Annotated in this window: 15 protein-coding genes; 14 read left to right on the top strand and 1 reads right to left on the bottom strand. The window is 42.4% G+C overall.

Annotated features, from left to right (window positions below):
* Positions 1-54 precede the first annotated feature (54 nt).
* The 5 genes from EQY75_RS06340 to EQY75_RS14465 are packed head-to-tail and all read left to right on the top strand — an operon-like array spanning position 55 to position 4,180.
* Complete coding sequence (locus tag EQY75_RS06340; RefSeq protein WP_165200545.1) at positions 55-1,575, top strand: FG-GAP-like repeat-containing protein; 1,521 nt, start codon at positions 55-57, stop codon at positions 1,573-1,575.
* 7 nt (positions 1,576-1,582) lie between these two features.
* Complete coding sequence (locus EQY75_RS06335; RefSeq protein WP_246020065.1) at positions 1,583-1,999, top strand: 3D domain-containing protein; 417 nt, start codon at positions 1,583-1,585, stop codon at positions 1,997-1,999.
* 9 nt (positions 2,000-2,008) lie between these two features.
* Entirely contained in the window at positions 2,009-2,680 is a 672-nt protein-coding gene (locus EQY75_RS06330; RefSeq protein WP_129603904.1) for an N-acetylmuramoyl-L-alanine amidase, read from the top strand.
* Position 2,681: 1 nt separating this feature from the next.
* Positions 2,682-3,362 (top strand): M14 family zinc carboxypeptidase, encoded by a 681-nt coding sequence (locus EQY75_RS14470; RefSeq protein WP_342774066.1) that lies wholly within the window; start codon positions 2,682-2,684, stop codon positions 3,360-3,362.
* Between the two features lie 14 nt (positions 3,363-3,376).
* Entirely contained in the window at positions 3,377-4,180 is an 804-nt protein-coding gene (locus tag EQY75_RS14465; RefSeq protein ID WP_342774065.1) for a M14 family metallopeptidase, read from the top strand.
* Between the two features lie 371 nt (positions 4,181-4,551).
* On the opposite strand, the gene EQY75_RS06320 is transcribed toward EQY75_RS14465, so the two are convergent.
* Complete coding sequence (locus EQY75_RS06320) at positions 4,552-5,643, bottom strand: vWA domain-containing protein (RefSeq protein ID WP_129603902.1); 1,092 nt, start codon at positions 5,641-5,643, stop codon at positions 4,552-4,554.
* A 196-nt stretch (positions 5,644-5,839) separates the two neighbouring features.
* Between EQY75_RS06320 and EQY75_RS06315 the strand changes: the two genes are divergently transcribed.
* From EQY75_RS06315 to EQY75_RS06275, 9 genes are all read left to right on the top strand, one after another.
* The gene (locus EQY75_RS06315; RefSeq protein ID WP_129603899.1) at positions 5,840-6,085 is read left to right on the top strand and encodes a MoaD/ThiS family protein; all 246 of its coding nucleotides are present in this window, start codon (positions 5,840-5,842) and stop codon (positions 6,083-6,085) included.
* Positions 6,086-6,106: 21 nt separating this feature from the next.
* Positions 6,107-7,090, top strand: a complete 984-nt coding sequence (gene moaA, locus EQY75_RS06310; RefSeq protein ID WP_129603897.1) for a GTP 3',8-cyclase MoaA — start codon at positions 6,107-6,109, stop codon at positions 7,088-7,090.
* 20 nt (positions 7,091-7,110) lie between these two features.
* Positions 7,111-7,731, top strand: coding sequence for a molybdenum cofactor guanylyltransferase (gene mobA, locus EQY75_RS06305; RefSeq protein ID WP_246020063.1), 621 nt, complete (start codon positions 7,111-7,113; stop codon positions 7,729-7,731).
* Entirely contained in the window at positions 7,728-8,837 is a 1,110-nt protein-coding gene (locus EQY75_RS06300) for a HesA/MoeB/ThiF family protein (protein ID WP_129603895.1), read from the top strand. The genes mobA and EQY75_RS06300 overlap by 4 nt, the downstream gene beginning before the upstream one ends.
* A 59-nt stretch (positions 8,838-8,896) precedes the next feature.
* On the top strand, positions 8,897-10,102 hold the full coding sequence (locus EQY75_RS06295) for a molybdopterin molybdotransferase MoeA (protein ID WP_129603892.1): 1,206 nt from the start codon (positions 8,897-8,899) through the stop codon (positions 10,100-10,102).
* The gene (locus EQY75_RS06290; RefSeq protein WP_129603890.1) at positions 10,099-11,118 is read left to right on the top strand and encodes an XdhC family protein; all 1,020 of its coding nucleotides are present in this window, start codon (positions 10,099-10,101) and stop codon (positions 11,116-11,118) included. Before EQY75_RS06295 ends, EQY75_RS06290 begins: the two co-directional genes overlap by 4 nt.
* Positions 11,115-11,720 carry a nucleotidyltransferase family protein gene (locus EQY75_RS06285; RefSeq protein ID WP_129603888.1) on the top strand — a complete coding sequence of 202 codons (606 nt, stop codon included), beginning with the start codon at positions 11,115-11,117 and terminating at the stop codon, positions 11,718-11,720. The genes EQY75_RS06290 and EQY75_RS06285 overlap by 4 nt, the downstream gene beginning before the upstream one ends.
* Positions 11,717-12,814, top strand: a complete 1,098-nt coding sequence (locus EQY75_RS06280) for an amidohydrolase family protein (RefSeq protein ID WP_129603885.1) — start codon at positions 11,717-11,719, stop codon at positions 12,812-12,814. Before EQY75_RS06285 ends, EQY75_RS06280 begins: the two co-directional genes overlap by 4 nt.
* 141 nt (positions 12,815-12,955) lie before the next feature.
* Complete coding sequence (locus EQY75_RS06275; protein ID WP_246020061.1) at positions 12,956-13,453, top strand: RNA polymerase sigma factor; 498 nt, start codon at positions 12,956-12,958, stop codon at positions 13,451-13,453.

The following is a 13,453-nucleotide window of genomic DNA, read 5'->3' as shown; positions in this document are numbered from 1 at the left end:
ATACAATTAATGCTAAGTAAGGCCTGTTTACAAAAATCTGATTTTTATTTCACTATGAGTTCATTCTTTAGGAAAAACACATTTCTTATTACAGGTATTTTACTGGTATTAAATTCCTGTCAGAATAATAAACAAGAACGACAACTCGCACTATATGAAGCACACTGCGCCCGTTGTCATATCGCACCCAATATTGATGATCTCCCAAAAGGTATATGGGAAAAAGCCATACTTCCTGATATGGCAGCACGGATGGGAATTCGTGAAAATGGATATGATCCTCTGGCTGGCTTGCCATATGAAGAAATGGAAGCAATAATAAAAACAGGGATCTATCCGCTTACCCCAACCCTCAGCATGGAAGACTGGTTATTGTTGAAGGCTTATATCCTCGAGAATGCCCCCGATAGTTTAAAAATGATACCTCAGGTTTATCAGGACAAGGAATTGGTGTCCTTTGCGCCCCAATTGATCTCTTTTAACCGTCCTTCACCTGGTTCATATGCTTTTCTCGAATTTCAGGAGGAATCAAATCAACTCCTTATGGGCGATATGAGTGGGGAATTACTCTCTTACACTTATGACCAGGGGATTACTACCAAAGGCGTGTTCGAGAGTCTGGTAGTGGCCCATGAGATTGTGGATGAAAACACCTTTATCACAACCATAGGCAACATTCGCCCAAGTGCTCTGTCCAAGGGCAAGAGTTACAAAATTAATAACCGGGACACATTTCTTCTGAATCAGCCTTTGCACAGGCCTGTACACAGCTTGTTTGAAGACCTTAATGGCAATGGGAAAGAAGAACTGGTAATCAGTGAATTTGGAGACCTTAGCGGGGAACTATCCCTTTTTGTAAGTAATGATTCAGGTACTTATGATAAAAAAATACTCTTGAATCAACCGGGAACAATCCGAGTGGTAGCAGAGGACATGGATGAGGATGGACGCAAGGACCTCATCGCTTTAACCTCTCAGGGAGACGAATCAATTACATTCCTGTACCAGAGAGAAGACCTTTCTTTCGAAGCTGAAAAGGTACTTCGATTTAACCCCGTTTACGGCAGCAGCTGGTTTGAGTTAATCGATTACGATAACGATGGCGATCTCGATCTGGTTACGGTTAATGGGGATAATGCCGATAAATCCTATGTGCAAAAGCCCTATCACGGAATGCGACTTCATTTAAATGACGGCCAAAATAATTTTACGGAGGTCTATTTCTATCCCATGAATGGTGCAACCCGGGTAGTGGCTTCAGACTTTGATCAGGATGGGGATATGGACTTTGGTCTTCTTTCAACCTTTCCTGATTATCAGAATGCTCCAAACCGAACTTTTGTATTTTTAGATAATGCGGATAGTGATGAATTTAAATTTAATGCCTACACGGTGGAGGATTCTTTGAAAGCAAAGTGGTTCCTGATGGATAAGGGTGACATCGATGGTGACGGAGATACGGATATCATTCTCAGTAGTTTTTCGCTCCCTTTTATTCCTGCACCGCAGGAATTGGTAAGTCGATGGAAAAAAGAGGCTATTGATCTTATGATTTTGGAAAATAAACATCAATAAGAAGAAAATGTCCCGAGCTCTGCTTATCGGTATACTCGCCCTGATGATTTCTTCATCACTCAGCAGCTGTGCTGAGAAAGAGGAACAATGGACATGGAAATCGATGGAAGTCACAGCTACTGCATACAATTCGATAGCTTCTCAAACTAAACCCCTGGCCAATGTGGCCGCCTGGGGGGATACCCTTAGTCCGGGCATGAAGTGCATAGCAGTATCACGGGATTTACTATCCAAGGGCCTGAAATACAATACCCCGGTAAAAATTGAAGGTTTTGAAGGGATTTATCTGGTAAAAGACAAGATGAACAAAAGATGGGAAAAACGAATTGATATTTATATGGGTCTCGATGTACAGAAAGCAAAAGAGTGGGGACGAAGAAAAGTAGTTATCCAATACGGTATCCCGATAGAAGAAATGAAATGATCATGCACTATGATAATTAAAAAGCATGCATACGCCTTAATCCCTCTCATTTGGCTTATGCTAAATTCCTGTGCGGCTACACGGATTATCGACAAGCCAATTATATTTGATACTCAAAGGGAGGAGTTAACCAAAGAGTATTTGGAAGTGCGTTACGGTTTAGCGGGGGATTCGATAACCATAAAACCAAATATGATCGTCCTGCATTGGACAGCCATCCCCACATTTGAAGGTTCTTTTGATGCCTTTAATGACCCACTAATCCCTAGTTGGCGCAGTCTCGTAGAAAATGCAAGTACGCTTAATGTCTCTTCTCATTTCCTGGTATCAAGAGACGGGAAAATATATAGGTTGATGCCTGAAACCGTGATGGGAAGACATGTAATTGGGCTGAATCACTGTGCCATCGGAATAGAGAATGTTGGGGGGACAGCCGATGCCCCTTTAACCGCAGAACAACTCGAGGCGAATATCTGGCTGGTCAACTACCTAAAGGACAAATACGATATCGAGTATCTCATCGGTCATTATGAATACACTAAATTTGAAGGCCATGAGCTTTGGCTCGAAAAAGATGACGGATACAGAACTGAAAAGGAAGATCCGGGGGCAGAATTTATGCAGCAGGTAAGACAGGCTACTAAAAAATTAAATTTTAAACCCCTTCCTCAAAAACAATAGCATGAAATACTTAAAATTACTTTTTATCGGCTTACTGATATACGGTTGTAAAGAAGAGAAGCCTCAACAGAATTTAGGCCTGACAACTTCACTATACGACACTTATGAAAAGTACAGGGAATCCGAATTGGATAAGAGAAGGATAAAACACAGGGATCTGCAAAACCTCATCTCTGACCACCAGAATGATCCTGGCGTAACGGTGAAAAAGGTGGGAGAATCAATAGAAGGCAGAGATCTTAAACTGATTAGTATAGGACAGGGAACAACAGACGTTTTCCTTTGGTCGCAGATGCACGGGAATGAACCCACCGCCACTCAGGCCATTTTTGACATTCTCAACTTTTTAAAAAGTGACGATTTCAGCGAAGAGAAATCGGAGATTCTCAACAACCTGACACTGCATTTTCTCCCAATGCTCAACCCTGATGGGGCAGAGGTTTTTAAAAGAGAAAACAAGTTGGGAATCGACATTAACAGGGATGCGCTCAGATTACAATCGCCTGAAGGGCAGACCTTAAAACGAGTTCGCGACAGTCTCGATGCCGATTTCGGCTTTAACCTGCATGATCAGAGCACCTATTACAATGCTGAACGCACAGAAAAACCCGCCACTATTTCATATCTGGCACCGGCATACAACTATGAAAAGGAGATCAATGAGGGCGCGGCAATGCCATGAAGATCATAGTGTTTATGAACAATATCATACAGCGGTACGCTCCCGGTCAGGTGGGGAGGTATAATGACGATTTTGAACCCCGGGCTTTTGGTGACAATATTCAAAAGTGGGGGACAAGTACCATCCTTATAGAATCAGGCGGATATGCCAATGACAGGGAAAAACAGGAGATCAGGAAGTTAAATTATGTTTCTATCCTTTCGGCTATTTACACCATTGCGCAGGGTAATTTTAAGGAGATCAAACTGGAGGAATACGAAGAAATACCGGAAAACGACCGAAAGCTATTCGACCTGAAAATCGTTGAAGTAACTTATGAATTGTTGGGTAAGCCTTATATCCTAGACATAGGAATAAATCAACTGGAAGTTGACCTGGAGGGGAACAGAGATTATTGGTTTAGTAGCAGAGTGATTGATCAGGGCGACCTCTCCACCTATTACGGATATAAAACCCTGGAAGCTAAGGGATACCAATTAATTCCGGGTAAGGTTTATCCCATGGTGATGGCTGATATGGCAGAAATTGAAAAAAATAAAGACACATTTACAGCTCTGCTAAAACAAGGCTACACCTATCTGAGGGTAAAAGATATTCCTGAAGACGCTTTGTTTTCTCCATTCCCATTGCATCTTTTAAGTGAAAAGCTTGTGCTTCCTGATTTTGACCTTGAGGCAGGAAAAAACCCCACCTTTCTCTTACAGAAAGATGGGGATTATATGTTTGCCGTCATCAATGGATTTTTATTAGATCTCACTGAGGGGGCATCCGACTTTTCAGAACAATGGGCGCGCAAAAATGCGATGATTTACCGTTGAACTCAATGACACCACTTTGGGGATTAATACCCGAAGCTGAAATGTAATTGGCTACTGTTAATGATGATAGCAATTAACATCACGAAAAGGGTCACCACTATTGAAGTGAATACGGAGAGTACAAGGCTTTTAAATCCTTTTGATAGTGAGCCTAAGGCACTCTGACTGATAATTTCGTTGATAACATCCATGATTTCTTTCTTTTACGTTAAACAATCTTTTATAGTTTTTAGGATGTATGTTAATCGCGATATACATTTGGGTTTCTATGTATATAACAAGGATGATGCCAAAAACCCTACTTTACTGCCCGACAAAAGAAAAGGAGGACCCTTGCGGATCCCCCTTTAAATAGAAAGAAATACATTTATTTACTGGCATCCGCCACTAAAACCCGTGGCGTTAAATTCGGTTTGTACAGCCCCCTGCAGGGACCCGTCTGTGACCTGAATGGCAAGATTATTAGTCCCGCTACCGTCCCTTTTGGGAGTACAATATTCGAAAAGGTAAAAACTATTTGCCCTTTCCGAAACACGGAACGAAATATCGTTAAATGTCGTTTCCAGCTCTTCTTTATTCACAGCAAAAACACTAAATGTTCTGCCGATCTCCGCAAGTATTTCGGCGTCAATTTCACCTCCCAACCCAATGGTGTAAAAAGAGATGTTGAGATCAGCCTCCTGAACCTGGGCAAGCGCCTCAGTTTCTGAATATCGTGATGCCTGATCGGTTCCATCGGTAAATAAAACCACGGAGGCAGCACTTATGGTGGAGTTTGCCCTGGCTTCGTCCAATAGGCCTTCAGCAATATCGGTCGATTTGATCACGGCCCCGTAAAGGTCAGTTGAAGGATCCTCGCTTATATCGTCTGTAATCCCTTCAATGGCTAAGGTCAGTTCGTCCTTAACCGAAGTTAATGGTTGAAGCAAATGCAATTCATCTTCGCCGTCGAACCAGTAGATCGCCATTTTAAAACTGTCTTCGGCAGTTGCAGGCATCACATTTTCGATAAAACTCACAGAGGCCGACTTTAGTTCATTCAGGCTGCTGCTCAGTACACTATTGCTTAAATCGAGCACCAGAAGAGTATTATTGCTGAAAATTTGTGAATTTGGAGAGATACGGGCAAAAGACTCCGAGGTGGAGATAGTATTAAAGCAATCGTCATTCCTTCCCTGTTCGTATATCGTAAACTGATCGGCTGTAAGGCCGGAAACCGGATTTCCCAAAGCATCTGATACCCTAAAAAATACGGATACCTTCCCGGGGAGAGTGGTAAATTTATCCTGAATGGACAAAATCAGATCGTTTTCTCCCAGATCGAGACAGTCATCAACAGGCTTTCCTATTCCCAGGTCACCATTAGCATTAAAATCGAAAGCTACATCGTCCTCTGCATTACCGCATGATGCCAGAGAAAAAACGATGAAACAAAGAGAAAGGAATTTTATACAGGTTTTCATTTTCCAAATTTTAGGTTCAACCTCCAGAACGCAGGATTCTTGATTTCAGTATATTTCTATCACAGCTTTTTTTACTTAGACTTTTATCCATCTATCAAAGCATCATTTGTGCACAAATACTGGAAAACATTAGTGTTAAAGAATTTACTATACTCTATATTTTTTGATACCTTGTTTTAAGTAATAATTACCTGATATGACGATACTATTATTCGGGATTACGCGTGATATTGTCGGAGGTCCTACGATTGAAGTTCCGGAAGACAAGACAACCTCAATTTCATCCGTTGAGAAGCTCAAACAATATGTATTTGATCAATTCCCGGCTTTAAACAGACTAAGTTCGATTGCAGTTGCGGTAAATAATGAATACGCGAACGACCATACTCCTTTGATAGAAACTGATGAGATTGCCTTGATTCCGCCAGTCAGTGGGGGATAATAGAAAAGAGATAAGATACTTATGCTGATTGACAACCATAATAGACAAATCAACTACCTGCGGCTAGCCGTTACAGATCGGTGTAATCTGAGGTGCCATTACTGTATGCCTGCTGAAGGCATTAACTTCGCTAAAAATAAAAACCTCCTCACCATTAAGGAGCTTAAATTGTTGGCGGAAACCGTGGTAGACCAAGGGATTGATAAGATCAGAATTACAGGAGGTGAACCTTTTGTGCGCAAAGACCTGATGGAACTCTTGAGACATCTCGCATCCCTGTCGGGGATCAAGGAATTATCCATGACGACTAACGCAACCTTAATCGGGCCGTATATTCAGGAATTAAAGGATTTGGGAATAACCAATATCAACCTTAGCCTGGATGCCATTAACAGGGAAACCTTTGAAAAAATCACCAGAAGAGACCAGTACGATGTTGTTTTTGGAAATCTCATGAAGATGATAGAAGAGGGATTTAACCTGAGGATCAATTTTATTGTACTGGAAAATCAGAATGTACAGGATTTGATTCCCATCCTGAAGTTGCAGGAGCATTATCCGGTCTCTGTTCGTTATTTGGAAGAGATGCCTTTTAATGGAGGGACTAAGGAATTTGAAGCTATTACATGGAATTACAAAAAGATACTGGACTATGTGCGATCACATTATCCCGAGCTTAAAAAGTTAGAATCCCCAAAGACCTCCACTTCCATCAACTATAAAATACCTGGTCATGCAGGCAGTTTTGGAATCATACCTTCGTTTAGCCGAACGTTTTGTGGGAGTTGTAACCGCCTGCGGATTACAGCCACAGGCGATGTGATTACCTGCCTTTACGGTAAACCTAAAATGAATGTCAGGGAACTTCTCAGGGGTGAAAACCCGGAATCGGAATTGCGAACTTCCATTGAAAAAGTAATTGGCATGCGAGCTAAGACAGGTTTTGATGCTCAACGGGAGCACCAGGGTGTATTTGAAAATTCAATGACTTCAATAGGAGGCTAGGCCATTAAAAACATTTTACATTGACAAAATCATCGCTAAATACTCAATCGGGAAAAACGCCCGTTTACGGACTGATTCTCACCGGTGGGAAAAGCAGCAGAATGGGAACCGATAAAGCCCGATTATCTTATCACGGGATCTCTCAGCAAGAAGTGTTGTATAATATGGCCTTGAAAATCTGCGACAAGGCTTTTATCAGCCTGCGCTCCGATCAACAACAAGATCTCGGCTCGGAGATGGAAACCATACTGGACAGGAATGAATTTGCAGGACCTTTTAATGGAATCCTCAGTGCTCATGCCTCTTTTCCTGATGCTGCCTGGTTGGTGCTGGCCTGTGATTTGCCTCTGATAAATCTAGAAACGCTCGAAAGCCTGATTGATGCCAGGGATTCGAATAAAGATGCAACCGCACTGGCGACCCGGGCCAGTGGTTTACCCGAACCCCTAGCCGCAATTTGGGAAGTTTCGGGCTTAAAGAAGGCCATTGAATATTTGCAAACTGCCGCTTCCAGTTGTCCGCGTAAGTTCCTCTTACAGGCCGATACACAATTAATCTTCCCGGAAAAAGATGAGTTTTTAGCGAATGCCAATTCCATGGAAGATTACAAGAGAATCAAAGAAGTACTCAATTCAAAATGAAATCGAACCGGTATATAAGACAAACCAGCCTGAAGGATTTCGGTCCGCAAAGACAACAAGTACTAAAAGAATCTAAAGTACTGGTAATTGGGGTTGGCGGACTGGGAATACCCGTTTTACAATACCTCAATGCAATGGGCGTGGGTTGCCTGGGAATGGTAGAACAAGATATAGTAGAATGGTCGAACTTGCAAAGGCAGGTCCTGTACTCAGAATCTGATGTGGGTAAGCCAAAAATCAGGGTTGCAGAAAAGAAATTGCGTCAAATGAACAGAGAAACAGAATTGATCTGTCACGACACTTTTTTAACCAAAACAAATGTCCTTGACATCATATCGGACTATGATCTTGTTGTTGATGCCTCAGATAATTTTGCTACGCGATATCTAATCAATGATGCCTGTGTGATATTGGACAAGCCTTTTGTTTCCGGGGCTATTTACGGTTTTGAAGGACAGCTAAGTGTATTCAACTACGAAGATGGACCTACCTATCGTTGTCTTTTTCCCATTCCTCCGGAGGAAGGCGACATTCCCGATTGCAATGTAAATGGTGTCCTTGGTGTAATTCCCGGGATCATAGGGAGCTTACAGGCACTGGAAACGGTAAAAGTAATCACTTCTATGCCGGGAATATTAAGTGGGGTACTGATGTTGTACAACGGCCTCGATCAGTCGGTAAGGCATATAAAAATCCCGGCACAGCCAAAAAATAAAAGTCGAACTCAACTGGAAACAGATTACAAACAAATTCATTGCGATCCTGTTCCGGAGGTCAGCGTTGAAAACTTGATCGCTCAGATGTCAGGTAATTCAGGAAAATTTGCCCTTATTGATATCAGATCGGCTGAAAAATTCCAAAGTAAAGCTATAGATACTGCAATCCATATCCCCCTGGAAGAATTGGAGGCATCAACGACAAAATTAGCCGGTAAAGATATTCTATATTTTATTTGTCAATCGGGGAAGAGGAGCAGGGAAGCAGTGCGACGGCTCCAACCGCTTCTGCAAAATCACAGGATGTATTCCTTAAAGGGAGGAATGAATGCTCTGGAACACAGTGCGGTGAAATTCGTTAGTCGGGATGAAATGGATGTTGAATTATAGATGGAATTACGCATTCTTGCCTTCTTGTATTTTGTTTTTAAGAAATTGAATATTTAATAATGATCTCATATCAGGAAGCGCTCCAACTCGTCTTAGATCAAAGCCGTAGTTTCGGATCTGAAAAGATACCGCTTACGGAGGCTTTAAATAGAATTCTGGCTGAAGATGTATTGGCAGATAGAGATTTCCCGCCTTTTAACCGGTCTACCAAAGACGGTATAGCTATAGCCTATGAGGCTGTTGAAAATGGCCGACTTTCCTTTGAGATTGCAGGCACACTCCCTGCCGGTGAGCCCACTATCCCTTTTGTAGAAGCCAATAGCTGTGTAGAAATCATGACGGGAGCTGTTGTTCCTTACGAAACTGATACCGTAGTGATGTATGAGGAGGTTGAAATAAAAGGAGGCATTGCAACCATCACTAAAATTCCCACCAAGGGGCAAAATATTCATTCCAAGGGCAGGGATCAACAAAGGGGAGATATGGTAGTGCAAAAGAATTGCGTCATCACCGCTGCCGAAATTGGGGTCCTCGCTACGGTAGGTAAAAGTGAAGTTTTGGTTGAGAAGCTACCCAAAGTTGCCGTTATCTCTACCGGGAACGAATTAGTTGAAGTGGAAGAACTTCCTTTATTGCATCAGATCAGGACCTCAAATTCTCATAGTCTCATTGGAATGTTGCGGGAATTAAGGATCAAGCCCTTGCGCTTGCACATACCTGATGATATCGACCTGCTTCGCCAAAAACTGGACTATGTGATCGATTCCATGGATATTCTCATTCTTAGTGGCGGTGTATCTAAGGGTAAGTTCGATTTTCTACCACAGGTTTTTAAAGAATTGGGCGTCGACTCCATTTTTCACAGGGTTGCGCAAAGACCGGGCAAACCATTTTGGTTTGGAACTAAGGAGGAGAGCTCCTGCCTTGTATTCTCCTTTCCTGGAAATCCGGTTTCCACCTTCTTCAATTTTCATCTTTATTTTTTACCCTGGTTTTATCGATCTGCAGGAATAAAGAATACCCCTGTGAGGGTAAAACTGGCAGAGGCACATGAAAATTTCGGGAATCTTACTATTTTTAAAGGAGTAGAATTAAGACTGGAGGAAGGGTGTCTCTGGGCGTCATCCGCAGACAACAGCGGTTCAGGGGATCTCGTATATCTAACAAGAATCTCGGGATTTATTATCCTCGAACCTCATGAAAAGCCCTATAAGAAAGATAGCCTCGTTCCATTTATAGCAACAAAACGTATCTTAGGAGTATGACGCATGAACTTAAAAATATTTTTAATGTATACCAGGCTGCCAAAAGGGCCAATTTAAAAACAGTGCTGGCAACCGTTGTAGCTCTTGAGGGTTCGTCTTATCGGAAACCTGGCGTCAGGATGCTTATCCTGGAAAACGGAACTACAGAAGGAGCTGTAAGTGGTGGTTGTGTTGAGAAAGAGATATGCCGTCAGTCACAAGCGGTGTTTGCTTCAGGCAAGTCCATGGTAATAACGTATGATGGAAGATACCGCCTGGGATGTGAGGGGGTATTATATATTTTACTCGAACCTTTTGCACCTTCAGAGGAGATTCAAAAGGTCTTTTGGAACTCTTTAAATAAAAGGGCGGACCTTGGTATAAGGTCGTATTTTGTTCAAAAGGAAGAGGTCAATCCAAATTTTGGGAGCCTGATCGAGCTGGAGGATCAGAAATATCCATTACGGAAGAATATAAAACCCGACAGCACCTTGTCCTGTTTTACTCAAACCTTAAAGCCATCCATTCAACTCTTTATCATAGGATCTGAGCATGATGCGGTACGTTTAACTTCAACCGCATCCCAAATGGGGATAGACGTTATCGTGGTCGCAAATCCCGCTGAAGAAAAAGAGCTTATAAATTTTCCCGGAGCAGCAGAATATCTTCCTATCCTTCCGGAAGTTTTCCCTTTGCATAGGCTGGATAATAATTCGGCGGTGGTCTTAATGAACCACAGCTATTCAAAAGATCTGCAGTATTTATTGAAATTACATACAAGCAGGCCCTTCTATATTGGGATTTTAGGGCCGTACAGGCGACGTGAAGATCTATTAAATGCTTTGTTGGAGCACCAACCTGAGGTGGACGACGATTTTATGGATTGTATTCATGGTCCTGCAGGAATCGATATTGGCGCGGAGACTCCACAAGAGATTTCTGTGTCTATTCTTGCCGAGATCCTGATGGTCCACAGGGGACGAACTCCTGTGAAATTAAAAGACAAGAAAGGGGCCGTTCACAGTCCGTCCCTATGAAAATAGCCACACTTATTCTGGCAGCAGGTTCCTCTTCGCGGATGGGAAAACCGAAGCAATTATTGCCCTGGGGAAACACTACGCTTTTGGGCAGTGCAATACAGGTTGCAAAAAATTCTTCATCAGATATAGTCCTTGTAGTTTTGGGGGCTAAGGCCGATCTTATCAGAAAAAAAATTGAGCCTTTTAAAACAGATTTCATCGTCAACGAGGCCTGGGAGATGGGTTTGGGGGGATCTATAGCGAAGGGAGTGTCCTACCTGGTGTCACAAACACCACAACCTCATGCTATCCTGATTATGCTGGCAGACCAACCCCTGGTCACCTCCGTGTATTTAGATGAATTAATTTCCAATTATCAGCAAGGCAGAGGGGATATAATATGCACTTCATACGAAAGTAAACTGGGTGTACCTGCTCTATTTGATAAGAAATATTTTACTGAACTAGCGCTTTTGCAGGGAGACAATGGGGCCGGAAAGCTGATTAGAAAACACAGAAAGTCCTCATTTAGTCTAAACGCTGGAGATAAAGTCAAAGACTTGGATACTCCTGAAGACTACATATCTTTAAAAGCGATAAAGACAAAATCTGATCCATGAAAAAGTACCTCCAATTTGTTATCTGTATGCTCATCATTTCATCTTGTGGTCAAAATACCATATCACAGGAAATGGGTTTCGAAGAATACAACCCAACTTCAACACTGGTAGTACCCGGAGAGGAAATTACCAAAGCTAAATACCCCTTTGTAGATGTACATAGTCATCAATTTAGAATGGCTGATCAGGATCTTTCAGAATTGATAGGACACATGGATCGGATGAATATGGCGGTAATGGTGAATCTGAGCGGAGGCTCAGGTGAAAATATTGAAAAAATTGTGGCCAACATAAAGGAACACTACCCCAACAGGTTTGTGGTGTTCGCCAATGTCAATTTTGATGAAGTAGGCCTGCCCGGATGGAGCGAAAAAGCGGCAAGACAGCTTGAGATCGATGTGGCCAACGGAGCAAAAGGACTCAAGATCTACAAGAGTTTGGGCTTGCGAATCAAAGATGTGAATGGAAAGCGTTTGGCCGTGGATGATGAACGATTAGATCCGATTTGGGAAAAATGCGGAGAATTGAATATTCCCGTTTTGATCCATTCTGCTGATCCCCGATCGTTTTGGGATCCGATGGATGCAAATAATGAGCGCTGGCTGGAATTGAAAACCCGGCCCGGGCGAAAGCGAAGTTCAACCGATCCTGCTCCCTGGGAACAAATTATTGCCGAGCAACATCGTGTGTTTAAGAGGCATCCCAATACAACCTTTATCAATGCTCATATGGGCTGGTTCGCAAACAATTTGGGAAAACTAACTGAATTACTTGAGGAAATGCCCAATATGTACGTGGGGATCGGGGCAATTATCGCCGAATTAGGAAGGCAACCGCGAAATGCCAGGGCCTTTTTTGTTAAATACCAGGACAGAATTCTCTTTGGTAAGGACAGCTGGCAACCGGCAGAATTCCCAACCTATTTCCGTGTGCTAGAAAGTGATGATGAATATTTCCCTTATTACAAAAAATATCACGCCTTCTGGGCCATGTACGGCCTGGACCTACCTGATGATGTCCTTAGAAAGGTTTACTACAAGAATGCAATCAAACTTATCCCGTCCCTTGATCCTGCTCTCTTTCCCGAGGATTGATAGGGTACCGGATCTGATACAGTTTGCAATATAAGTTCACTGCCATTATCACAGAGGTCGTATTTTGAGAATACCCTCCAAAGAAATTTTTTTTTGGCTTGTGTTGTGATATTTTGATCATTCGAGGTACTAATAACCCAAATGAAGCAGTCAATAATGCCCAAAGAAGATCATTTCATTAAAATAATAAGAGAGCATCAGGCGCTGATCTTCAAGGTCTCTGCCATGTATACAAATGATACACATGATCAGAAAGATTTGTATCAGGAAATAGTATTTCAACTCTGGAAGTCTTTTGATTCGTTCGGTCAGCAATCAAAGATCAGCACCTGGATGTACAGGGTGGCTTTAAATACGGCCATCAAACAATTGAAGTCAAAGAAACGCCAGCCCAGGGTCACTTCTCTTGAGGCAATTGAATTACCCGGAATAGACGGGGCCAATAACCTTATGGAAGATCGATTAAAGCGCCTACATCGGGAAATTGAAAGACTGGGTGTGCTGGAGAGAGGAATTATTCTCCTGGCCCTGGAGGGAAGGAAATACGAGGAAATTGCCGAGATCACCGGACTTTCAGTTAGTAATGTAGGTACACGTATGGCAAGGATCAGAACAAAATTAAAATCAGAATTAACGTAA

The organism is Muriicola soli (assembly GCF_004139715.1).
Lineage (GTDB): Bacteria > Bacteroidota > Bacteroidia > Flavobacteriales > Flavobacteriaceae > Muriicola > Muriicola soli.
The sequence above is the reverse complement of the archived record's forward strand: the minus strand, read 5'-3'. Positions and strand labels throughout refer to the sequence as shown.